Raw genomic sequence first — 24,235 nt, 5'->3', positions numbered from 1 at the left:
AACAAATATTTAAGTTGCAGGTTTTTACTAGGGTACTCGACTAGACCGCTAAAACGGTAGCCTCATTTTTTAGCCCCACGCCACCACCTATATACCACCACCTATATACAGGTTTGACAAGTTTGAGGTTGAAAGAAATTCGGAATCGAGTCAGAACCCCTACCCTGTCAAGTTGCTGCTTAACTTCTAGCTATGGCGTGAAGTTAGTTGAGAAAGGGGTTGTTAGGCTGGGTGGGGATTATTTGGGTAAGCAAATGTACTTAAGTTTACCCAAATACCTGTGTTTAATGCATTTCGGAGGTTTGAAATGCCTTCTCAATCTTCTTGGGCGATCGCTGGAACAATTCTATTGACTGGTTGGGTAGCATCTCCAATCCAAGCTCAAATTCCACTTCCGCAGAATTTGGAACTGCCTGCACTTAGCCTACCCAGTAGCGATGCACAAAGCAGAATGATGTCTGGGTGCATCCGCTTGGATGGTCGCTGTCTGTTTCAAGTAGCCGCACCCCAGTCGGAATTACCCGCGCGTATCCAAGATATTCAGCAGAGATTAGAAACGATTAGTAGCGAATATTTGCAGGAGGATGCCTCAAAACTCCAAATTGAAAGCAAAAAGCAAAATAATTTGCCAGTCATCTATGTCAATGACCAACCCCTGTTGACGGTGACGCGACCCGATGCCGATTTACAAGGGGGAGACTTAGATACAAGGGCAGAAAAGCTCAAAGAATCCTTGCAAGAAGGGCTGAAACGGGCGAAACGAGAACGACAACCCCAATTTTTAACTCGTCGAGGTGCGATCGCGGGTGGGATTTTGGTAGCAATGATTGTGAGTAGCTGCGCGATTCACAGTACTTCCAAGCGATCGCGACAACGGTTAACCGGCACCACCACTACACCGACAGGTCATCCGGTCACAACCCAGCTGGCTCAACAACAACAAGGAAATTTACAAGAAGTTCAACACCGCTTGTATCAAATGGCGCAAGCCAGTATTTGGGGCGGGGGAACCCTCATCGGGCTTGGTTTATTTCCCTACACCCGCATCCTACAGGTTTTGATGCTCAACGTTCTCCAAATCCCATTGCGACTGGGGATTGTAGGACTAGGGACTTATGTTGTCATTCGTTTGAGCTACGTCTTGATCGACCGCTTCGCTAGCGCTTTAGCCAGCAGTTATTTACTCACGCCGGAAGCCTCCCGCCGTTTGCAACTGCGAGTTTCGACAATTTCCGGTGTCACCAAAAGTATTACTACCCTAGTCTTCCTAGGAGTAGGTAGCTTGGTCGCCCTAACAACATTAGGCGTGGAGATTGCCCCCTTACTTGCCGGTGCTGGCTTGGTTGGCGTTGCGGTGTCTCTTGCCTCCCAAAACCTGATTAAGGACGCGATTAATGGGTTTTTAATCATTGTGGAAGACCAGTATGCGGTTGGCGATGTCATCAATGTGGGAGACGTAGGCGGTTTGGTGGAAAACATCAATCTGCGGATTACCCAGGTGCGCGATGCGGAAGGCCGATTGATTACGATCCCCAACAGCGAAATCAAAATTGTTGCTAATCTTTCCAGCAACTGGTCGCGGGCAGATTTAAATATACCTGTTGCTTACCATGCCGATGTCGATCAGGCACTGAAGCTGATTGATACGATTGCTCAAGAAATGAGCCGTGACGTGACATGGCAAGAGCAGATTCTGGAAAAACCCCAAGTTCTGGGAGTCGATAATTTTGGAGAACGGGGCGTCACAATTCGGGTATGGATTAAAACCCAGCCCTTGAAGCAATGGGACGTGGCGCGAGAGTTCCGCCGCCGTCTAAAAATCGCCTTTGATGACACGGGCGTGCCAATTCCGCTACCCCAGCAGGAGATTTGGTTTAACCGTTTGCCTGGAAAAGCTCAGATGGATGAACACGAATCAAAGCTCCCACTTTAGTACAGATGTACTATAATAGAGGGGTAGGCAAATTTAATCCTTGCATTCGCTCTAACCCCAGATGGAGTCAAGTATTTAAGCCATGACAAAGCACTACATTCTCAGCCTGAATCCGACCGCTCAGCATGACTGGGATCGTTGCACACTCAGAAATCCCATTACTGCTGAACGCCCAGACTTGGCGAGTTTGATTGCCGAAGCGGTGGGAGCGGATGCCGGGTCTTACCTGGTGGCTGTCCATATTGAAGTTCAAGTTTTGGAAAAAGCCGCAAATCTGCAACCAGAGCGCGTTCACTTGGATCTGTCAGTGACGCCGAAACAGCTCAAGGAATTAGTTGCCTAGGGGCGGAATCCTTCATTAGCTCGCCATTTTAGCCATCGTTATTGTCAATCCGCCCTCTGGTTTGAAGTCGATATCTGGTGAGGGTGGGTGACAAAACCACAGCCTCCTTTCATGAGGGCTAGTACAGATTTTTCTCTAGCTTCTCATGTCCAGAGGGTTGTGGAAGGCAGCACTGTGCCCTTACCGATGACACGAACGAAGTCCGTTTTCTGCGGGCTAGTACAGATTTTTTTACACCGAGTATTCTTCAAGAAGAAGATGCAAATGAAACTGAGTCAATATCCCTCTGCGATCGCCCAAGCTGCCCATACGGTGAATGAAGTGGATGCTCAGCTTGCCGCCGCACATCTGGTGATTAACCGCATGGAAGGCAATGCAGATAAAACGGTGGCATTTGAGCAAGATTTGAAAAATGACAATCAACGCAAGGCGCGTCGCTTTGAATTACTGATGGTGAATTTGGAGTATCAGCAGGCGCTGAATACGATGATGCGTTTAAGTGCTGAGAAAGCGAATGCGGTGGCTCACCTGGAGTATCTCCGCAACCAGTTTAGCGTTGCCAAGCTGGAAACACGTCTTGCGATCGCCCGACAGCTTGCCGGTTCGGAAGCCTTGGAACTGGTGGGTGTCTAAGCGAGAAAAGCTTCACCGATGACCAGAAGATGGGATAAGTCGGTGTTTCTACAAACAAGTGGGGGTGGGCAATGCCCACCCTTTTTTTGTCGCTCCACAATGGCAATGCTTTGGCACAATAGTTGTAATTGCCTATCTGAGTTCCAGATGGACTACCTTTAACAACAATCTCATGACTATCGTTACATCGGCAGAAATTGAAAATTTTCGCTCCGAATTGGCAGATTATCCAGACGCTCTGGCAGCTTTGGATGTAATCGAGGATTGTGAAGGAGATTTAGAAGATGCGGCGATGGTGCTGGCAATTCGAGTCGGACAGCAACCAGAGATAGCGAACGCCGAATGGTTGCCGATTCTAACTAAAAAATGCCGCGCTGTTATCTGCCAAGAAGAATTTCGCGACGATCTAATGAATGGAAAATTTGCCCCAATGATGGGACATTTGGCAGCAACAAAACTTTGCCCCAGTCTTTTGGTGACTCCCGTTTTGATGGATGTGGCTCAGCAGGGTGTGGAAAATTTTTGCGAACCTTTCGATCCGGTATCCTAGCCACACAAGCATGTTTTTAAGCGCAAAAAATTAAACGCAAAAAAACCAGAAGTTCATAACGCCAAGGTACGCAGAAGAAGGATTCTCTTGGCGCTATTGTTGACGTTTAAATAAAACTCTAGGAATGCGGTTTAAGGTTTTGGGGAATCTGGAAATTGACGCGATCGCACTTCGCTACTATAAGCCTGCACTGCCTGAGTAATCGTTTCTCGCAGATTGGCGTAAGATTTGGCAAAGGGCGGCTGTCGTTCGGAGAGTCCTAGCAAATCGGCGGTAACAAGTACCTGTCCATCGCAATGCACCCCCGCACCTATTCCTATTGTAGGAATCGATAATTTTTGGGTGATCTGCAATCCTAAATCCGGCGGGATATGCTCCAAAAGCATCGCAAAAGCACCCGCTTGTTCCAGCGCGATCGCTTCTTGTAAAATTTTCTCTGCCGCTTCTGGTGTTTTTCCCTGCTGTCGGTAGCCTAACTGATGTACCGATTGGGGAGTTAGACCCACATGACCCATTACTGGAATACCCGCTTGCACGACTCTGGTAATCGTTTCCACCATTGCCGGGTATCCTCCCTCCATTTTCACCGCCTGAGCGCCAGTTTCTTTTAATACTCTCCCGGCTGAGCGAATCGCTTGCTGGGGACTTTCTTGATAACTCAAGAAGGGTAAATCGCACACGACTAACGCCCGATTGGCACCGCGACGCACGGATGAGGCATGGTGTAGGATTTCATCAAGTGTCACTGGCAGCGTTGTCTGATAGCCGAGGGCTACCATTGCCAGAGAATCCCCCACCAGAATTACATCCACTCCAGCGGCGTCTAAAAGTTGCGCGATCGCATAATCCCAAGCTGTCAACACGACAATGGGACGCCCCTGTTGTTTCCACTGGATTAATTGCTGGGTGGTGACTGCCATTTTTTAGATGCGATTTTGAGAAGGTTGTTAATCATTAGTAGGGATAGGCACCGCCCACCCTACTTGTAAAAATTAACAACTATTTCAGCGCTCCGGTTTCATCGTTTGCACAAATCTTAGAAAATCCTCAGTTTCCCAGCCATCTTCAATATCTAGAGTCTCTACGTTAAAAACTCCTACAGAACCGTCAGTCAGTTCGACTTCCATTGGCACTGTTCCACCAAGACCATAGGTATTCACTACCTGTTCTACCAGAGTACAAGGCATATTGAACGTACCCATTTCAATTCTGCCGTTGTTGGCTCGGTAGTCCCAAACAACAACCTTTTCAATTCTGGCAGAGTAGGGTTGCTGACAGTAAAATCGATGACTCAAGGCGATCATCCGCGCCATGTGAACATCGTAGCGGCGCAACTCACCCCCAAAAGCAGAAACCGTTGTGTTTCGATCGGGAACTTCAAAGTAACCCAGTCGCACGTTAGCACTGGCATCCAGGGTATTTTCTAGCCGGATAGTATTGATCCGGATGTCTGATGGACGAGCAGCTTGAGCGATCGCAGAGAAAGCAGTAACAGCGATCGCTGCACTCACAACGGTTTGGGCAAATTTTTTCAGCATGGAAGTGTCAATCTGTTAATGACTCAAACAACCTGTAACAGACTTCAACTTCTGGCTGACTTATTCCGTCAAACTAGCGGTTGACCATTGTTCATTCTTCTCCCCGAACGAAAGCTAAGTGCGGGGTGACGCGCCCTGTAGTTAAGCTGATCCAAGCGAGTCCTTCGCTGGTTCCTACCCACAACTTATCGGCGACATCCGTGGATAAAGAAAGAATCCGACTGGAGGGGAGACCTGCAACTCGATCCAGCACCGCACCCGTCTCCGGATTTAATCTCAATAAACCATTATCCGTCCCTACCCAAACGCTGCGATCTTGGGCAAAGCGCACGGCGGTAACGTTGCTCCCCCTGAGTGGCGTCACCGACCGCAGTACGTCTCCGGTTTTGGGGTCAATTACTAACAAACTGCTAGGTGTTCCCGCCCAAACCCGTCCCTGTGGATCTAGGGCGAGGGCTTGCACTGTAGTACCAGGAATATCCCTCAGTCGCTTCATCACCAAGGCATTGGCGGTATTAATTCGCACTAATCCTTCTAGGGTTCCAACCCATAGCTGACCTTGTCGGTCGAGGGTGAGGGCATTCGCAGAGACTCCGGGAAGCTTTTGCACCGTTGTCATTAACAATCCCTGGTCGGGGCTGATCATGGCAAGACCGCGATCGCTCCCTACCCACAGATAACCCCGCTGGTCAGTCAATAGCGACAACACCCGGTTAGACGGTAAGGTGAAATTTTGCGCCGTCACTTCATTGCTGCGGGGGTCTACACGCAGCAGTCCTTCGTAAGTTCCCACCCAAACCCGTCCTACCCGGTCTTGGGCTAACGCGCCGATGGTGTAGTTGGGCAGAGCAATCCGAGCCAAAACGTTGCCTGTCCTCGGATTGATCCGCGCTAAACTCTGCCAGGAACCGACCCAAAGACTGCCGGTATAACCTGGTTGCAAGGAGGTGACGCGATAATCTGCGGGTAGGGGGGTGGCTTCTTGTCGTCGGCGTTCGGGAGGCAAGGGACGACCTCCTGGCGGCGGCGATGAGGGTGGATAGGTGCGGAGGTCATCTCCCCGGTCTATCTCAGTGGATTGTTGAGCCAGGACGCTGCCACTACTAGGGGTCTGCGGATCTGAGTTTTGGATGATTCCCCAGACGGGTACGCTCAAAGAAAGCAGTGTCGCACTAATAAACAAACCAATACGTGCACTCAAGAATGCCATCGCTAATCTCCTTAAAAGAGGCTTTGTTAACGCGCCTCTGGTCATTTAGCTGAAATATAAGATTTTCTTACTATATTTAAGCCTGTGTTCGCGACAGAGTGAAAAATTAGAACAAAAGGAGCGATCGCAGATTCGCTTAACTTGAGTATATGTACTCAAGAAATTAATCGCAAACACCAAATGTTTTGAGTTTGCCATCGACAAAGTAAAACGCATTTGAACAGTATGCAAGGGTGCCAATTTCTAAATATTGAGCTACACCTGCTGAATCAGTTGGTAGTGCTTTCCAGAGTTCAATTGCTGGTTTTGCTTTAAAAATTTGCTGTTCGGATGTTCCATATTTCAAAGGAGAATATTCGCGGGCGGCTGGTCCTAGCTCTCCGGGTGGTTTGAAGCTAATCGCTGTGTAAATAATACCTTCTGAGGACTCTGGAAGATGGCTGAAATCCTTAACCACGGCTGGGTTGAACTGCCCGTTTCTCTGGTTAATGGCAATAAAAAATCGGAAATTATTATTTTTAGGGTTGACTAATAATAGAGCGTAATCTTTTTGCCTATCTTCGTTAAAGTCAGCGGTGAAAATGCTACAAGTCGTTCGCTGTCCGGGATTTTCTCGCTCGTATGCCCGAATCGAAGCGACAAAGTCCGATTCTTGCGCCAAGCGATACTCGCTCAAGCTTGCTTTGAGGGATGGGGGGATTTCACCTTGGCACTGAGGTTCTGGTAGCGCTGCCACGGGTGGAAATGATTGAGTCTCCCTGGAAGCGGGATCGGGGCGAGAGGACGTCAAATCATTTAAGGTACTTACCGGCAGATGGTTGGATACAGCGATCGCACTACACGCTGCCAGCATCAAGGATGCGGCTAGGAGAGAAACTTTTTTTAGCATTCCCAACAAAAAACAACGACCCTATAACATTCGGTGCGCGATCGCTATTTTCAGGGATTTTTATTCGTTTACTAATTGTTTCCAAAAGTCAAGTCTTTATTTGTAACAAAACCTATAGATTTACAGGCAATAAGTAAAGCTTATGTTTACAAAAAGAAGATTAGAATATGAACTTATTACCTTGCTGGTATAGTTAAAAATTAATAAAGAAAAAAGTTATGGGATCGCTTAAACCCGTAACAACATTCAGGATTCCCTCAGGAAGGAAGACATGTCTTACTCTCAAACAAAAACTCAGACGAAGACTGGGTATAAGGCCGGAGTTCAAGATTACAAACTCACCTATTACACCCCAGACTATACCCCCAAAGATACTGATGTCTTGGCGGCTTTCCGGGTTACGCCTCAGCCTGGTGTTCCTCCAGAAGAAGCTGGAGCTGCGGTTGCTGCTGAATCTTCCACAGGTACCTGGACAACAGTATGGACAGACCTGCTGACAGACCTGGATCGTTACAAGGGTCGTTGCTACAACATCGAGCCAGTACCAGGCGAAGACAACCAATATTTTTGCTATATTGCTTATCCCCTGGATTTGTTTGAAGAAGGTTCTGTTACCAACTTGTTGACCTCTCTGGTGGGCAACGTGTTTGGTTTCAAAGCCTTACGTGCGCTGCGCTTGGAAGACTTAAGAATTCCTGTTGCGTACCTCAAAACCTTCCAAGGCCCTCCTCATGGGATTACCGTTGAGCGCGACAAACTGAACAAGTACGGTCGTCCTTTGCTGGGTTGTACGATTAAGCCGAAGCTCGGTTTATCAGCTAAGAACTACGGTCGTGCCGTCTATGAAGTCCTGCGCGGTGGTTTGGACTTCACCAAAGACGACGAAAACATTAACTCCCAGCCTTTCATGCGCTGGCGCGATCGCTTCCTGTTCGTTCAAGAAGCCATCGAAAAAGCTCAAGCTGAAACAGGTGAAATCAAAGGTCACTACCTAAACGTGACTGCTCCCACCTGCGAAGAAATGATGGAACGGGCTGAATTCGCTAAGGAAATCGGCACACCGATCATCATGCACGACTACCTGACGGGTGGCTTCACCGCTAACACCACCCTCGCTAAGTGGTGCCGCCGCAACGGTATCCTACTGCACATTCACCGCGCGATGCACGCTGTGATTGACCGTCAAAAGAACCACGGTATTCACTTCCGCGTTCTCGCCAAGTGTCTGCGGATGTCTGGTGGAGACCACCTGCACTCCGGTACCGTCGTTGGTAAACTGGAAGGCGAAAAAGGCATCACGATGGGCTTCGTTGACCTGATGCGCGAAGACCACATTGAAGAAGATCGTTCTCGCGGTATTTTCTTCACCCAAGACTGGGCGTCTATGCCTGGTGTAATGCCCGTGGCTTCTGGTGGTATCCACATTTGGCACATGCCTGCTCTGGTGGAAATCTTTGGTGACGACTCCTGCTTGCAGTTCGGTGGTGGAACCCTTGGGCACCCCTGGGGTAACGCACCTGGTGCAACCGCCAACCGTGTTGCTTTGGAAGCTTGTGTCCAAGCTCGTAACGAAGGTCGCAACCTGATGCGCGAAGGCGGCGACGTGATCCGCGAAGCTTGTAAGTGGAGTCCTGAGTTGGCGGTTGCTTGCGAACTTTGGAAGGAAATCAAGTTCGAGTTCGAGGCAATGGATACTCTGTAATCTAACGACAGAGTCATGACTGTTGAGTGCTGAGTTAAACTTAAACGAACTCAACACTCAAAATTCAGAACTCTTTAGGTCTGGGGTCAAATATGGATCTCAAGCAAATTGCCAAAGACACGGCTAAGACACTGATTAGCTACCTGACTTATCAGGCAGTGAAAAATATCGTGGCTCAGTTGAGCGAAACAAATCCTCCTTTGGCAATTTGGCTGAGTAACTTTTCTAAAACGGGCGTCATCCAAGATGGAGAAGCCTACGTCAAGGAATTACTCAAAGAAAATCCAGAGTTAGCGCTTCGGATTATGACTGTGCGCCAGCATCTTGCAGAGGAAGTAGCAGACTTTTTACCTGAGATGACTCGCACTGGTATTGAGAAATCTAATATCGAATATCGGCGTCAACATCTGGAGCGAATTACGCTACTTACTTTACCTGACCCCAGCTTCCAGCCGGAACAACAAACTGAATCACCAGGCGAGTCTGGATAACCTCGACCGTCATCTGACAGAACTCTTCAACTTTGGACGTTAGACCGCATCAAGCGTCCACTTAGCAGACATACCTAAAAGGAAGATCACACAACTATGAGAACTCTGCCTAAAGAGATTCGTTTCGAGACTCTTTCCTATTTGCCAGCGCTTACCGACGCGCAAATCAACAAGCAAATCCAATACATCCTCGACCAAGGCTATATTGCAGGGGTTGAATTCAGCGATAGTTCTGCACCGGAACAGCACTACTGGACACTGTGGAAACTGCCTCTGTTCAATGCTACGACAACCCAAGAAGTTCTCACTGAAATTAAAGCTTGCCGTTCTGAGAACCCCAACGCCTACGTCCGAGTCATGGGCTTTGATAACATCAAGCAGTGCCAAGTTCTCAGCTTTATCGTTGGGAAACCAAACCAAAGAGGTTACTAAACCTTAATTAGTCAGCTGGGCGCTGCCTTACTGACTCACCGTTAACTCGTTCGGGCAAAATTGGAGAGGCAGAGCAATCTACCTCTCCAATTTGTTTGTTTAATGCCTAGCAATCGGAGTATTCACTTTAACAGACTATGACCTACTACATTTCTCCGCGCTTTTTAGATAAGCTAGCGGTTCATATCACCAAAAATTTTCTTGACCTCCCTGGCGTCAGAGTTCCTCTAATTCTTGGAGTTCACGGACGGAAGGGAGAGGGAAAATCTTTTCAATGTGAATTAGTATTTGAGCGGATGGGCATCGAAGCCGTCCATATGTCGGCAGGAGAACTGGAAAGTCCAGATGCAGGAGATCCAGGGCGTTTGATCCGTCTGCGCTATCGGGAAGCAGCAGACTTGATCAAGGTGCGCGGCAAAATGTGCGTACTGATGATCAATGATTTGGATGCTGGAGCGGGGCGCTTCGATCAAGGCACTCAATACACGGTGAATACTCAGCTGGTGAATGGCACGCTGATGAATATTGCCGATAAACCCACAGATGTGCAACTTCCTGGCAGTTATGATTCAACGCCCTTACCCAGGGTGCCGATTATTGTTACTGGTAATGACTTCGCCACACTGTATGCGCCATTGATTCGGGATGGTCGGATGGAGAAGTTCCACTGGGAACCTGACAGAGAGGACAAGATTGGTATCGTCGGAGGCATTTTTGAGCCTGATGGACTGTCTCGCAGTCAGATTGAACAGTTAGTTGATAGCTTCCCCGATCAAGCGATTGATTTCTTTGGTGCGGTGCGATCGCGCGTTTATGATGAACAGATCCGCTCTTTTATCCACGATATTGGGATTAATCGGGTTTCTACTAGAGTGGTAAATAGTACTGAAGGACCACCAGTTTTTAAAAAGCCTGATTTCACCCTTTCTCGCTTAATGGAGTTTGGCAACCTAATGGTTCAAGAACAGCAGCGAGTTCAGAATTCACGGTTGGTACAGGAGTACAATACAGGGCGACGCTCCGTGACTCCAGAAGCTGGGGATGTGCCTCGGACGCCATCCATACCTCAGGAAAATCGGAAGACCGTCGTCCGTAATGAACTGGCGAATGAGCCATCCCACTCCCATGAGTCCGACCGAGGTAACGGTCACAGCAGCAACACTCAGGTAAATAGTGCCCGAATTAGCCCTGAGGTGCAGCAACAGATCCGGGATCTACTCGCCCAAGGGTATCGCATTGGTATGGAACACGCAAATGCACGTCGGTTCCGTAGCCAATCCTGGCAAAGCGGCGATTCCATTCAGACAACAAATGCATCGGAAGCGATCGCTGCTTTGGAAGCTGGCTTGAGCGAACACAGTGGTGAATACGTGCGCTTAATTGGCATCGATCCCAAAGCCAAGCGGCGTGTTGCCGAAACGATTATCCAACGCCCGAATAGCTAACGTTTCTAGTCCAGTTATTTGCTGGGAAAGCGATCGCCCCAAGAGGGCGATCGCTTTTTGTTTATCCTGGTAAATCAACGATCCAACAACAGAGAATGGGAACCTAAACCTGTTAATTTCGTCGCCCTTTACGGGTATGGATTTACAATTGCGAAGTAAGCGATCGCCCCAAAATGTAGAGGCTCATCTGAATCATAAATTCAATTCGATTTCTGTAAAGTTTAGGTAAAGTTGCCTCGTTTTTTTGCGATTTTTTTATGAAGTTTTCATGACGGAAATAGCGATTGTGTTCCAGTCCGCTATTTCCAGGCTTTGGCATACATTACAACACTGTATAGACAAAATGCCAACCGCTAAAATACAATTATCTTGCTCTGAAACCACCGATACGTCAGTGATCCAGGAGATTTCGATAATTTTTAAATTGCATAAGGTATAAGGCTTCTTTCCAGGGATACAAACCCCTAGTGTGCTTAATCATCCTCAAGGCTGATGGAGAGCCATCTAAAATGTTTTAAAATTGGAGTGCTAGTTTATAAGGTGAGGTAAAATGCTGTAGAAAAATCATTAATTTCACTCCTGCAAAAAGTAAAGTTAATTACCCACAAAATTAATTTTTCTCGGAATTATGTTTGAATCCTAAAAAATAACGTTTGGCAAACAAACAAACTTAAAGCTTAAAGGTTTATTTAAGCAGATTAAAATGTGATGGTGCCAGAAATAAAAACGCTCTCAAGGTTCTCGAAAGCTGGATATTAAAAACCTCTTTGAGTCAGAGGAAACCAGAAGTCTATAAACTCCATCCTTTCTTAAGAATACTCACTTTTGAGGTATTAAGTCTAAATCTGAGATAGTGTAGCTCATCCTAGCGCAAATCCTAAGGCTTTAACTTATGAAACGTTCCATTTTTTCTACCAATGAGGATTTTCAGAATAACGGTTCATTAGCTATCTCTAAATCTTCGTCTTCCCCAAAAGTAACCCACTCTTCATCAGTATCTAAAGGAGGTTGGAAATTTTACTTATTCCTAGGCCTACTAGGTTTGGCGATTAATTCAGCTCTTTGGGCAGCAGTTTTATTTTATTTAAAAACCGCAAAGCCTAATTATGTAAGTGAGATGGTTCTTGCCTTACCGGGAGCAGGTTCAGATGCGAGAGTTTCTTTGCCGAATCTGGGAAATGCCTCCTATGAAAATCAGTCTCCCTACGCAAATAGTGCTGTCCAAGATCCCAGAGAAGTCTACAAAGTTATTGCCGCAAGCGAACCAGTAATTAAGTTAGCGGCTAAAAATCTCAATGTACCGCTAGAAGACTTCGGTAGCCCCCGAATAAAATTAGTGCAAAATACTACACTGATGATGTTTGAATTTCAGGGCGACACTCCCGAAGAAGCTTACAAGAAAAACTTAGCTCTTCTAGAAGCTTTTCAAGAAAGGCTTAACAAACTCAGAAATCAAGAGATTAGTCAACGAGATGCCGGGTTGCAATCTTCTCTAATTGCTTCGCAAAGAAAGTTGGAAGTTGCTCAAAAGCGACTTTCTGATTACAAATCTCGTTCAGGATTAAGCGGTAACGAGCAAGTTACAAGTCTCGCAACTAATATTGAACTACTACGTAAGCAACGAGCTGAAATAGTTGCTCAGCAGCAACAAGCTACGGCTCGTCTGCAACAGCTATCAGGTAATCTAAATCTATCAGCTCAGCAAGCAGCAGACGCTTTTGCTCTTCAAACAGATCAGCTATTTCAGCAATACTTGCAAACTTATAATGAAGCTAGTTCTGCCCTGGTAGTTTTAGAATCCAAATTTTTGTCTGAAAATCCTACAGTAGCCAGAGAGCAGGCCAGACGAGATGCTGCAAAAGTTGCCTTATTACAGCGAAGCCAGTCTGTTCTGGGCCGGCCGGTGACCGAGGAAACCTTAGCACAACTCAACCTTAGCAGTACTACAAGTGGTGCCGCTAGAGAAAAGCTGTTCCAGGATTTAGTAGTCGTTCAGACAGAACAACAAGGGTTACAAGCTCAAGCTCAGGAACTAGACCGACAGATTAATCAGTTCGCAAGTAGACTCAAGGTTTTAGCTCAACAGGAAACTACTTTGGAAGCTCTCAAACGAGATATGCAGGTAGCCGAAGCAGTTTTCTCCTCTACCGTAACTAGATTAGACATTGGCAGATCAAATGCTTTAGGATCTTATCCTTTAATTCAAATGCTTGCAGAGCCTACGTTACCCGATGCTCCCTTTGCACCTAAAAAGAAATTTGCTTTACTAGGCGCAGGTCTAGGCTCTCTATTTTTAACTACCGGGTTGGTAACTTTGGGGCTTTATAAACACAAAAATCAAATGTACAAAGACCAAAAGATACCTTTACAATCGAAAACTATCTAGTTAAAAGCATACCTGAGTCAAAATCTCTTAAGGATAAAAAAGGCATTTTCTAAATGCAGTTTGTTGTGATGGGATTAAACTTATGAAACCTCAAAATTTTGAGGAAAAAGTAGTTTGGTATACCATGATAGGAACCTATGGGCTTTACTTCTTAGGCGCACAGTTTCCCTGGATATCGGCGATGTCCTGGTTTCTAACTATATATTTATGCAAGAAGCTTTGGAATCAACCGGAAAATACTCCAAATGAAGAAAGGATTTTTATTCCCTCAGGAATATGGGTATGGATTCTTTCCATGTTGGTTATGGCTGTTGCTTTAGTTGTTGGTCACTTGGACTTCAAACTAGGAAATTTTCAACTTATTGCCTCATTAGTTGAATTTACAAGGAGCTGGGCATTACTTGCATTAATTCCTCTTATTGGTTGTCTGAATATCCGACCCCAATTAATTTATCGAGCCGCCTGCATTATTTGTCTTCACAGTCTCATTGCCATTGCAATTAGCTTTGTGGCAATTAAATTGAATTTCACAATTTCATACCTTTCTCCCTTGCAACTTATAGGAAAAGGGGGAAGAACTTATTATCGGGTATTAATCGGAGCAGGCGGTTACGATCCTATGGCGGCGGGTGATGAACTTCGTATGCAGTTATTTACACCGTGGGCCCCGGCTCTGGGGCTGGCTGGCAATGTTTATTTTTTCCTGGCACGTGAAGAATCCAACATAAAATGGCGGTGGATTGGCATGATTGGTGCCGTAGCGATGGTTTGGGTTTCGGTCTCAAGAGCAGGTCTTGTATGCCTTCCAGCGGTCGCATTAATCACTTGGATATTGACAGTAATATTTAATAAACCGAAATACCAAATTGCATTTGGTATTGGAAGTTTCTTTTCAGGTATTGTTGCACCTGTAGTTATCGATTTTTTTAACAGTGCACGGGATAGTTTTACTAATGCTCGCGCTGGATCTTCAAGAGTTAGAAAAGTTTTAAAAGAGATAGAACTATATCGTTGGAAAGAAGCACCCATTTGGGGTCATGGAATCTCCGAATATCCAGGCCCTAAAGTAACAGAACATATGCCTATTGGATCTCACGACACTTGGATTGCTCTACTCTATGTAAGGGGAGCTGTAGGTTGTGCGGCCTTAGCATTTCCTATGTTATGGAGCTTTGTAACTTTACTTATTAAGGCACAAAGTAGTACTACTGCTAGGGCAGGATTAAGTATAGTCTTAGTTTTATGTATTTTTGGGTTTTCCGAAGGCATAGAAATACTTGCTTATACCTACTGGCCTGGGTTATTAATGATGGGTATTGCATTGAAAGAAAAAGTACCTTATCAAATGAAGGCTACTGAAGAATATGCCTTACTTTAATTCTAAAAATATTTTGAAACCTATGCATCTTATTGTTCTAGAAAATGAGCCATCTTCTTTACGTGGTGGACAAGAGTTGAGCCTTTTTGAGGTCTGCCGTGGACTCTCTCAAAGGGGACATACGATTAGCCTACTCTATCTAAAAGAAGGAAATCTACTTAAGCAATATCAAGAGTTTTGTGCCCAAGTAGTAAATATTAGCAGCTATATGCTAGACAGGAGTACAATTAATCAGACTTTTAATTTTTTTACTGATATTTTGAAAATTTCGAGAGGTAAAAATAGTGTAGTTTATAGCAATCGATATCATGACGTTTTCTTTGGTTATATTTTAGCTTTGTTCAAAAATATTCCATTTGTTTGCCATCTTCGGTTACCTCCTCCTGATGGATTTGGTCGTCCGCATACGATAGGATTGAACGGGGTAAAACAGTTTATTACAATCTCAAATCAAACGAAGCTGGATTGGATTAAAAGCGGCTTTAAAGCGGAAAAAATTGATGTTGTATACAACGCAATCAACTCAGAAGTATTTAAGCCCACAGCCAATTTTTCTTTATTGAGAAAAGAATGGAATATTTCTAAAGATATTCAAGTGATTTCATATGTAGGAAGATTAGATAAAGAAAAAGGACTGGAAACGCTGATTAAAGCATTTGCTTTACTTATAAAAAGTGGTAATAATAGTAAGCTATTGATTGCAGGAAAACCTTTAAGCACTGAGCCGGAATACAAAAACTCCCTAGAACAACTAGCAACTAATTTGGGTGTAGAAAAATCTGTGAGCTTTCTGGGTCATGTAACAGATACCCCTTCTCTCTATCAGGTTAGCGATATTACGGTCTTACCTAGTACATGGCCCGAACCTTTTGGGAGAACGATTATTGAGTCAATGGCTTGTGGAACTCCTGCGCTAGCTAGCCGAATAGGGGGAATTCCTGAAATCTTAACAGGAGAATTCCAAGCTGGGCTTTTTGAGCCGGGAAATGAAAGAGATTTATCAAATACTATAAATAAAATTATAAATTGGAGAGAGCGAGATCCTGAACTTGACCAAAGGTGCCGCGCTCATGTTCTAAGCAACTTCGATCAAGAAAAAATGATTGATAGTATTGAAAAAATTATAATGAAAATCGTAAAAGAATGAATGGTTAAAATCAGGAAGGTTTCAAAAACTAAAAAGCTAATACAGGTTGCCCTAATAGACTTATCTACAAATGCAAATTAGCAGAGGATACTATATATGGAGTTCTATCCTCCTCAATTAGCCAATCAATTTTCTACATATAGGCGGACTAAATATTTTCTAGATAGGTCTAATGGTTGAAAACTTAGTTAGGCAATATTGAATAAGAATTTTGCAAGAGGGTGAAAATCAAGATGGCAAGCATATCTGTTATTGTTCCGGCTTACAATGCCGAACGAACAATTTTGAAAACGATTGAATCAGTTCAGCAACAAACGTTTTCGGACTTTGAGCTAATTGTGGTTAATGATGGCTCAAGCGATCGCACTCTCGAATTGCTTAATACTGTGAAAGACCCTCGTCTAAAAGTTTTTTCTTACAGTAACGGGGGCTTGCCAGTGGCACGCAATCGCGGTATATCTCAAGCTGCTGGAGATTTTATTACATTTCTTGATGCAGATGACTTGTGGACTCCAGATAAATTAGAACTACAATTTTTAGCTTTGCAAGAGAATCCAGAAGCCGGAGCTGTTTATAGCTGGACGCGATTTATGGATGACAAAGGACTGTCCTTTCATGGATGTAAGCCAGTATTTTATAATGGGAATGTTTATGCAGATTTGTTGTTGGGGAATTTCATTGACAGCGGTTCTAATGTGATGATTCGCCGGGAAGCGATCGCGTCAGTAGGAGATTTCGATCCTACCCTAGCCTCCTGTGAAGATTGGGAATATTGGCTGCGGCTGGCTGCAAAGTGGCATTTCGTAGTAGTTGCCAAACCACAGATATTCTATCGGCAATCTTCAGGCGCAATGTCCTCAAAAATTGAGGTAATGAAAAAATATCATCTAATTGTCATTGAAAAAGCATTTAAAGCAGCTCCTGCTGAATTGCAATATCTAAAAAATCAAAGCTTAGCAAATACCTACCAGTTTTTAGCGCATCTGGGGTTAACGCGGATTCCCGGTTCCACTGGCGCTAAACAGGCTGCGGAAAATTTGCAGAGGGCAATTCATTCGTATCCGAAAATTTTGTTAGGCAAAACAGCCTGGACTTTAATGACAAAGCTGCTCTTGATCCGACTTCTCTCCCCTAGAATTGCTAGTCATCTTCTCCAGCTCATTAGTAAAGTTCGCGCTACTCGTATTCCAAACACTAATGAAGAAAAAGCTCTTATATCTTCTTAAGCTAACAATTAATCTCGATATAAAACTTTTAAAAAGAATCATCTAGCTGTAATTAATCTGTCCACAGTATCCCCCAAGGTACCAATTTGCCAGAATCCATAAAAAATATCCCTCCTGCCGATCCTAGCCAGCACTTTCGCACCGACCATTTGAAGGCTGACCTTAAGGGGCGCTCTGTTCGCGGCGGCGCGGTGACTATGATTACCCAGGCAAGCAAGTTTGTTCTCAACATGGGATCGACTGCTATTCTTGCTCGCCTGCTCACCCCCCAAGACTACGGATTAATCGGCATGGTAACGGCCGTGACTGGCTTAGTGGCTCTGTTCAATGATATGGGTCTGTCAACCGCAACGGTTCAAAGGGCAGAGATTAACCACAAACAGGTCAGCACCCTGTTTTGGGTTAATGTGGCGCTAAGTGCCTCAATTATGCTGCTGACGGCGGTTCTGGCACCCGCGATCGCTTGGTTCTACAAGGAACCTCGCTTGAGCGGAATTACCCTCGTCGTGGCGATCGCATTCATCTTCGCGGGGCTGTCTGTCCAACACCAAGCCTTACTTACCAGGCAGATGCGCTTTAAGGACTTAGCCGCCGTAGACCTCACGTCTATGTTTGTTGGCGTTACTACCGCCATTATTAGTGCTAGGTACGGCGCTGGCTACTGGTCACTGGCGTTTATGCAAGTGGCAATGGCGATCGCTTACACCGTGGGAGTTTGGACTATGTGTGGTTGGCGTCCCGGTCCCCCCGTTCAAGGCTCCGGTGTCCGTTCCATGCTAGCTTTCGGCGGCAACCTCACGGGTTTTAGTGTCTTTAACTACTTTGCCCGAAACCTTGACAATATCCTAATCGGGCGCGTATGGGGTGCTGGGGCTTTAGGTATCTACTCAAAAGCCTACGGTCTAATGATGCTGCCTTTGCAACAAATCAATGGCCCTATTACCGCCGTCGCTGTCCCCGGCCTTAGTCGTTTGCATTCTGAACCAGGGCAATTCCGAAGTCACTATCTCAAAGCGCTATCGCTGATCACAGGGACTACGATGCCTGTGGTTCTGCTGATGCTCATCCTATCTGATCAGATTGTCGGACTACTCCTTGGCCCACAATGGCGCGAGGTAGGCGTCATCTTCCAGCTTCTGGGTATATCTGCCTTTTTTCAACCAATCACCAACACCTCTGGCTGGCTCTACATTTCTACAGGTAGAGCCGACCGGATGTTCAAGTGGGGAATATTTAGTTCTGTGTTTTTGGTGATTTCTTTCTGGCTTGGTCTGCCTTATGGCGCACGGGGCATTGCCTTAAGCTACTCGATCGCCAAGCTTTTGCAGACCGCGCCATGTATGTACTATGCAACCCGCGACACCTCCATCACCATGCTAGATATAATCAATGCCGTAAAGCAACCTTTGATTGCTTCTCTTGTCGCAGGAGCGTTCGCTTTCGGCGTTCAGTTTGCTATCGGTTCTAGCTTGCCTGTGTGGGCGACAACAATTATCAGCGCGATCGCAATGGGTTTAATATACTTGCTGATCATGTTTTACATATTTGGTGCCAAAGAGCTTTACTCGTCTGTTCTTCAGCAATTCAAACGACGATAGGCGAAAAAATACTAGCTTTAGTTTAGGAGATTTGTATGAGAGTAGCTATGATCGTCGGACGCTTCCCTGTTTTGTCGGAAACGTTTGTCTTAAATCAAGTTACAGGTCTGATTGATCGCGGACACGAAGTTGATATCTACACGGAGGCACCGGGCGAGACTGCCAAGATGCATCCGAACGTAGAAAAATATCAACTTCTGGAGCGCACCCAGTGTATGGGAATGCCACTAAATCGCTTCTTGCGGTTGCTGAAGGGTATTTGGCTGTTTAGCATCAATTACCAAAAAAATCCAGCACTCTTGATGCAAAGTCTCAACGTTTTTAAATACGGCAAAGACGCTGCTTCACTCAGGCTATTGTACGCAGTAGTATCGGCACTTCCATCACTCGACAATGGCACATACGACATCGTCCATTGCCAATTTGGAACCTTCGGATTTTTAGGTCTTGCCTTTCGGATTATGACTGCTCCCAAAGGTAAGCTAATCGTGTCATTTCGCGGCTACGATATCAGCTGGTATCTTCAGTGGGCAGGTGATGATGTTTACAACCGACTGTTTAAGGTGGTAGACGTTTGCCTCCCCAACTGCGATTATTTCAAACAGCGATTAATCAAATTAGGTGCAGACGAGAATAAAATTGTCATCATGCGATCGGGAATTGATTGTTCCAAGTTTATTTTTACCACACGTCATCTACCCACTGATGGTCACATTCGGATTGTCACTACAGGCCGTCTCGTAGAAAAAAAAGGTTTGGAATATGGTATTCGTGCCGTTGCTAAGTTAATAACACTTCACCCGAATATCGAGTACAACATCATTGGTGATGGCCCTTTAGGAGAAGACTTACAGCAACTCATTCAGGAACTGAATGTTGGCGAAACCGTAAAGCTGCTCGGTCGTATGCAGCAGCAGGAACTGATTAAAATTCTCGATAACTCCCATATCTTTATAGCTCCATGCGTGACCGCTACAAACGGCGACCAAGACGCACCTGTAAACGTCTTAAAAGAGGCAATGGCTATGGGTTTGCCAGTCATCGGTACTCAACACGGTGGCATCCCAGAACTTATTGAAGATGGTATTTCAGGCTTTCTGGTTCCTGAGCGGGATGCCGATACTCTGGCTGAAAAATTGGGCTATTTAATCGAGCATTCAGAGATTTGGCCGGAAATGGGTCGAGCTGGTCGTGCCTACGTGGAAAAACACTACGACCTTAACAAACTCAACGATCTGCTGGTGGAAACCTATCAATAGATAAAGATTGATAGACTGCTTTAATTATTAACTATTGGCAATATACCATTAGGACTATATATTTATGTAGAGTCCACAATGGCTTGTACGGGTATTGCTTATGTAAAAAGTGGTTTATGGCATTAGAAATCTGAATCTTATGCTGTAGCGAATCTACAATTAGATAGAGATGAGATGAAATACATTAGTTAAAAATCCCCCATTAGGAGTATGTCTTCTGTAAATAATTAATGATAAAAGCTGGATTTTTTTCGAGTAAGAGAGAAAAATAAAAAAAGTTAAGCTTAAAGGGTTTTTAACGATTAAAACTTCACAATAACTTCACACAAACAGGAGTAGTACTCGAGATTTATTGAGTTATTATTTAAAAAACTTGGCTAAGTATTTACTTGAGTGAATGAAAATAAAATGCTAGCTCTGTACTGCCTGAAGAAATAAACATTTATTAGCTTGCTAAAAGCACAGTAAAATCATCATGCAAATCTTATTTTTAAGAAGGAAATTCATTGTGCAATTTTCCTTGTAAAGAAGAATAGGTAAAAATAAGTAATCGCGATTGATTGTTAAAAGGTTCAATTCTTGGGTAGGAAATATGAGTCGAAGTCAAACACTCGGTCGGGAAAACAGGTTGTTGGGAGCTAAAGCAAGAGTAAAATTTAGCTTAATGAAGCGATTCGGGAAATTTGATGAATTGGTGTCCCTGATTTTTCAAGTTCCTAAAAACTTTCTCTATCTAGGTTTGGGAGCGATGGTGTTATCGTCTGTGCTAGATGCGGTAGGCATTGGATTGATGATTCCATTTCTTAAGGTGCTTTTAGATGAAGGGGGTATTTTTGTTCTTCCTCGAATGGCTTTGACAGAGGGGATAAACAGTTGGTTAGTCCAGCAGAGCAAAGGAGTTATCGTCACATTATTTGCCTTGGTACTCATGGGTTCTTTGATACTTAAGGCTTATTTTTACTATTTGTCTCAAGCCTTGACTTCAATTTATAGAGAAGGTGTCATCAAACGGTTGAGAAAAAGTCTATATAAAACTTACCTATATTCTCCTATAGAATTTTTTGATAATGTGCAGTTGGGAAAAGTAACCAGCACTCTCCATACAGAGGTAATGGAGACAAATAGGCTACTAACGGCTATATTTTTTGGTCTAACGAACCTACTGATATTAATAGCGTATTTGGGAACGCTGGTGATAGTGTCTTGGAAAATGACTATTATGACTACCTTTTTAATAACGGGGGTTGGTTTAGGGCTAAATTATTTATTAAAGAAAATTGAAAAATCTGGAGGGTTAGTTGTATCTGCAAAACGTGGTTTGAACGCTTTGGCTCTAGATACTTTAGGAGGTGTTCGTGTAGTTAAATCCTATGGTGCAGAGGATTTTGAACTCAGTCGATTTAATAAGATATCTACAAATTACATGGAAGCGAGTACCGGATTAGCTAAGAAGCTTAGCTTGATAGATCCGATCACTGAGTTGGCGACTTTGGCGGCGGCTATGGTGGTGCTTGTAGGTAGCTACACTTTATTCATCTCCAAGGGTCTTCTTACTACTTCAGAGCTGCTGGTATTCATGCTAGTTCTGATTAAGATTGTTCCGGTACTTAAAAAGGTAAACACTTCCAGGGGTTCTATTCAAGAAGCAGTACCAGCTTTGACGAAAGTCACAGAGGCTCTGTCTTTGCCAGAAAAATATCCGGTTCCCACTGGAAGTCACCAATTTACAGGATTGCGCGATCGCATTGTTTTCCATGATGTAAAATTTGCCTACAGCGGACGTTCTTATGTCCTCAACGGCTTGGATATAGAAATTCCAAGAGGTAAAACAGTCGCGTTGGTTGGAGGTTCCGGAGCCGGGAAATCGACCGTTGCAGCTTTAATTACACGTTTCTACGAAGTTACCGAAGGCGTAATTGAAATCGACGGTCAAGATATCCGTAACTACGATCCTGTTTCCCTACGCCAGCACATTGGAGTTGTTAGCCAAGATACCTACATATTCAACGCTTCACTTCTCGATAACATTGCTTACGGTTTAGAAGAAATCAGCAGAGAAAGGGTTATAGAAGCAGCTCGCCTTGCCAACGCCCACGAATTTATCTCTCAATTGCCCAACCAGTACGACACAATAGTTGGAGATAGAGGTGTCAGGCTTTCTGGAGGGCAACGGCAGAGAATTTCAATTGCAAGAGCAATGCTCCGTGACCCAGAAATTATGATTCTCGATGAAGCAACGAGTGCCTTAGATTCCCAGTCAGAACACTTAGTGCAAGAGGCACTGGAACGCTTACGAGCAAACCGGACGGCAATCGTAATTGCCCACCGTTTAGCTACAGTCCGCAACGCTGACAAAATTGTGGTCATGGAGAAAGGTCGAATTGTTGAACAGGGGAATCATGACGAGTTAATTGTCAAGCGCGGACACTACTGGTCTTATCACAATCTTCAGTCTTTACCTGTGTGAAGAGGACTGGTTACTAGCGACTAGCAAAGAAAAGGGGCTGGGATTGGGTTAAAGAATTTAAACCTGAGACAAACAAACTACCGACCACCAATCCCGATAAAGGTTTTTTCCAGTAAACGGCGAAGTTGATGAAGATAAAACAGCCGAAAAACCGTTGATTAATTAGTAAGGAGTTTCTGATGCTAGAACCACAAATTACGATTGTTGTTGTACCCCGCGAGCGTTTCAGCTTCACCCGCGAGTCGTTGGAGAGCATCTACGAACATACACAAATGCCCTTCAAGTTAGTCTACGTAGATGGAAATTCACCGTCTCATATCAAGCGGTATTTAGAAGAAGAGGCGCGTAAGAGAAACTTTGAAATCATTCGGACTGATTACTACCTGTCTCCAAATCAAGGCAGAAATATCGGTCTGCGTCAGGTCAAAACCAAGTATCTTGTCTTCATTGATAACGACGTGCTAGTTACCCCGGGCTGGCTAGAGCGTATGTTTGAGTGTGCTGAAGAAACGGAAGCCTCGGTAGTCACGCCTCTTACTTGTGAAGGTACCCCCGCACACGAACACATTCACTGTGCAGGCGGACAAGTCCACGTGCGAGAGGAAATTAAAGACGGTACAGTTCGACGGCGGATGCGCGAGAAAATGTACAAACAAGGTAAAAAAGTCGAGCAGGTACGCAACCAGCTTAAGCGGGAACAAACTGAGCTTGCAGAATTTCACTGTATGTTCGTTCGCACCGAAATATTTGAGCGGATTGGTGGTCAGCTTGATGAAGGCATGATGAATACCAAGGAACACCTGGATTTTTGTATGACGGTAATTCAGGCTGGGGGTACTGTGTACTTTGAGCCTGACTCCCTAGTGACATATGTTCCCGGTCCGCCACTAGAGTTGTCAGATATGACCTTTTATATGCTTCGTTGGAGTGATGCTTGGGAACTTGCTAGCTTGCACCGCTTGCGCGACAAGTGGAATGTAGAAGAGGATCAATATTTCACAAATCGCTATCGACGGGTAGGATGGCGGCGACACATGACCATTACCAGACCTCTAGCTGCTCGTATTGGCGACCTTGGCAACCGCCTGGTCATTTTTGGCAAGAAAAAAACCAGACTTGAGAAAATATTGGTGCCTATGGATAAGGCGCTAAACCGTTATCTCACTACTAGTCAGGCTCGCCGTCTATCTCAGATAAAAAAAGAAGCTCAAACCCTAAAAGAGCCGGAAAAAACTCCAATGGGAGCATCCTCACGTTAGGTTAGCGTGTAAGCGTGTAGAACGAAGAAACGAAGGTGCAGGGCGATCGATTCGACGAGAAATACACTTACACAGCTAAAACCTAAGTCTCCATCCATATAGAGAACAAATGGGGAACTCGACAGCAAACCATAAACTGTTTAGTTGTTAAGTGGTTCTCCGCTTTTTCAGTAACGCACTTGTTGAAATTAGAAATGCTGTTGTTGGGTTTTTGCTTCTTAAGAGAGATGTTTTGCCTAAGCAGTTGAATGATTGTTGATTTTTGTAAATGCACTAAAACAGGCAAAATCAATGGAATTTGCCTAAGCGAAGTGCAACAAAAATGAAGCATTCGAATCAAAAGCAAAAC

General features: G+C 44.8%; 21 protein-coding genes. 16 read left to right on the top strand and 5 right to left on the bottom strand.

Annotated elements, in window-relative coordinates; translation table 11 throughout:
- Positions 1 to 307 precede the first annotated feature (307 nt).
- The 4 genes from H6H02_RS04130 (at position 308) to H6H02_RS04115 (ending at position 3,459) form a co-directional block, all read left to right on the top strand.
- Complete coding sequence (locus tag H6H02_RS04130; protein ID WP_190814950.1) at positions 308 to 1,933, top strand: mechanosensitive ion channel family protein; 1,626 nt, start codon at positions 308 to 310, stop codon at positions 1,931 to 1,933.
- An 82-nt stretch (positions 1,934 to 2,015) separates the two neighbouring features.
- A complete protein-coding gene (locus H6H02_RS04125) occupies positions 2,016 to 2,276 on the top strand; it encodes a hypothetical protein (protein ID WP_190814948.1) in 261 nt (86 codons plus the stop codon).
- A gap of 264 nt (positions 2,277 to 2,540) precedes the next feature.
- Positions 2,541 to 2,909, top strand: a complete 369-nt coding sequence (locus H6H02_RS04120; RefSeq protein ID WP_190814945.1) for a hypothetical protein — start codon at positions 2,541 to 2,543, stop codon at positions 2,907 to 2,909.
- Between the two features lie 172 nt (positions 2,910 to 3,081).
- Positions 3,082 to 3,459, top strand: a complete 378-nt coding sequence (locus H6H02_RS04115) for a hypothetical protein (RefSeq protein ID WP_190814943.1) — start codon at positions 3,082 to 3,084, stop codon at positions 3,457 to 3,459.
- Between the two features lie 131 nt (positions 3,460 to 3,590).
- On the opposite strand, the gene panB is transcribed toward H6H02_RS04115, so the two are convergent.
- The 4 genes from panB to H6H02_RS04095 all read right to left on the bottom strand — a co-directional run bounded on the left by panB (position 3,591) and on the right by H6H02_RS04095 (position 7,096).
- Complete coding sequence (gene panB / locus H6H02_RS04110; RefSeq protein WP_190814940.1) at positions 3,591 to 4,379, bottom strand: 3-methyl-2-oxobutanoate hydroxymethyltransferase; 789 nt, start codon at positions 4,377 to 4,379, stop codon at positions 3,591 to 3,593.
- Positions 4,380 to 4,463: 84 nt separating this feature from the next.
- Positions 4,464 to 4,997, bottom strand: a complete 534-nt coding sequence (locus H6H02_RS04105) for a hypothetical protein (protein ID WP_190814938.1) — start codon at positions 4,995 to 4,997, stop codon at positions 4,464 to 4,466.
- A 91-nt stretch (positions 4,998 to 5,088) separates the two neighbouring features.
- On the bottom strand, positions 5,089 to 6,207 hold the full coding sequence (locus tag H6H02_RS04100) for a two-component regulator propeller domain-containing protein (protein WP_190814936.1): 1,119 nt from the start codon (positions 6,205 to 6,207) through the stop codon (positions 5,089 to 5,091).
- A gap of 163 nt (positions 6,208 to 6,370) precedes the next feature.
- Positions 6,371 to 7,096 (bottom strand): hypothetical protein, encoded by a 726-nt coding sequence (locus H6H02_RS04095; protein WP_190814934.1) that lies wholly within the window; start codon positions 7,094 to 7,096, stop codon positions 6,371 to 6,373.
- A gap of 271 nt (positions 7,097 to 7,367) precedes the next feature.
- On the opposite strand from H6H02_RS04095, the gene H6H02_RS04090 reads away from it, so the two are divergent.
- The 4 genes from H6H02_RS04090 (at position 7,368) to H6H02_RS04075 (ending at position 11,166) form a co-directional block, all read left to right on the top strand.
- On the top strand, positions 7,368 to 8,798 hold the full coding sequence (locus H6H02_RS04090; protein WP_190411163.1) for a form I ribulose bisphosphate carboxylase large subunit: 1,431 nt from the start codon (positions 7,368 to 7,370) through the stop codon (positions 8,796 to 8,798).
- Between the two features lie 92 nt (positions 8,799 to 8,890).
- Positions 8,891 to 9,289 (top strand): chaperonin family protein RbcX, encoded by a 399-nt coding sequence (locus tag H6H02_RS04085; protein ID WP_190411164.1) that lies wholly within the window; start codon positions 8,891 to 8,893, stop codon positions 9,287 to 9,289.
- Positions 9,290 to 9,385: 96 nt separating this feature from the next.
- Complete coding sequence (locus H6H02_RS04080) at positions 9,386 to 9,721, top strand: ribulose bisphosphate carboxylase small subunit (protein WP_190411165.1); 336 nt, start codon at positions 9,386 to 9,388, stop codon at positions 9,719 to 9,721.
- A 137-nt stretch (positions 9,722 to 9,858) separates the two neighbouring features.
- A complete protein-coding gene (locus tag H6H02_RS04075; protein WP_190814931.1) occupies positions 9,859 to 11,166 on the top strand; it encodes a ribulose bisphosphate carboxylase small subunit in 1,308 nt (435 codons plus the stop codon).
- Between the two features lie 142 nt (positions 11,167 to 11,308).
- On the opposite strand, the gene H6H02_RS04070 is transcribed toward H6H02_RS04075, so the two are convergent.
- Positions 11,309 to 11,485 carry a hypothetical protein gene (locus H6H02_RS04070; protein ID WP_190814929.1) on the bottom strand — a complete coding sequence of 59 codons (177 nt, stop codon included), beginning with the start codon at positions 11,483 to 11,485 and terminating at the stop codon, positions 11,309 to 11,311.
- Between the two features lie 798 nt (positions 11,486 to 12,283).
- Here H6H02_RS04070 and H6H02_RS04065 point away from each other — a divergent pair.
- From H6H02_RS04065 to H6H02_RS04030, 8 genes are all read left to right on the top strand, one after another.
- The gene (locus H6H02_RS04065; protein WP_206757262.1) at positions 12,284 to 13,552 is read left to right on the top strand and encodes a hypothetical protein; all 1,269 of its coding nucleotides are present in this window, start codon (positions 12,284 to 12,286) and stop codon (positions 13,550 to 13,552) included.
- An 82-nt stretch (positions 13,553 to 13,634) separates the two neighbouring features.
- A complete protein-coding gene (locus H6H02_RS04060) occupies positions 13,635 to 14,930 on the top strand; it encodes an O-antigen ligase domain-containing protein (RefSeq protein WP_190814927.1) in 1,296 nt (431 codons plus the stop codon).
- Positions 14,931 to 14,952: 22 nt separating this feature from the next.
- The gene (locus tag H6H02_RS04055) at positions 14,953 to 16,077 is read left to right on the top strand and encodes a glycosyltransferase (RefSeq protein ID WP_190815426.1); all 1,125 of its coding nucleotides are present in this window, start codon (positions 14,953 to 14,955) and stop codon (positions 16,075 to 16,077) included.
- A 233-nt stretch (positions 16,078 to 16,310) separates the two neighbouring features.
- Positions 16,311 to 17,303, top strand: coding sequence for a glycosyltransferase (locus tag H6H02_RS04050; RefSeq protein ID WP_190814925.1), 993 nt, complete (start codon positions 16,311 to 16,313; stop codon positions 17,301 to 17,303).
- An 86-nt stretch (positions 17,304 to 17,389) separates the two neighbouring features.
- A complete protein-coding gene (locus H6H02_RS04045) occupies positions 17,390 to 18,901 on the top strand; it encodes a lipopolysaccharide biosynthesis protein (RefSeq protein WP_199328980.1) in 1,512 nt (503 codons plus the stop codon).
- A gap of 35 nt (positions 18,902 to 18,936) precedes the next feature.
- Entirely contained in the window at positions 18,937 to 20,160 is a 1,224-nt protein-coding gene (locus H6H02_RS04040) for a glycosyltransferase (RefSeq protein ID WP_190814923.1), read from the top strand.
- Positions 20,161 to 20,752: 592 nt separating this feature from the next.
- Positions 20,753 to 22,627, top strand: coding sequence for an ABC transporter ATP-binding protein (locus H6H02_RS04035; RefSeq protein ID WP_190814921.1), 1,875 nt, complete (start codon positions 20,753 to 20,755; stop codon positions 22,625 to 22,627).
- A gap of 179 nt (positions 22,628 to 22,806) precedes the next feature.
- Positions 22,807 to 23,886 carry a glycosyltransferase gene (locus tag H6H02_RS04030; protein WP_190814918.1) on the top strand — a complete coding sequence of 360 codons (1,080 nt, stop codon included), beginning with the start codon at positions 22,807 to 22,809 and terminating at the stop codon, positions 23,884 to 23,886.
- Positions 23,887 to 24,235: the final 349 nt, after the last annotated feature.

It is taken from the genome of Coleofasciculus sp. FACHB-1120 (assembly GCF_014698845.1).
Taxonomy (GTDB): domain Bacteria; phylum Cyanobacteriota; class Cyanobacteriia; order Cyanobacteriales; family FACHB-T130; genus FACHB-T130.
The sequence above is the reverse complement of the archived record's forward strand: the minus strand, read 5'-3'. Positions and strand labels throughout refer to the sequence as shown.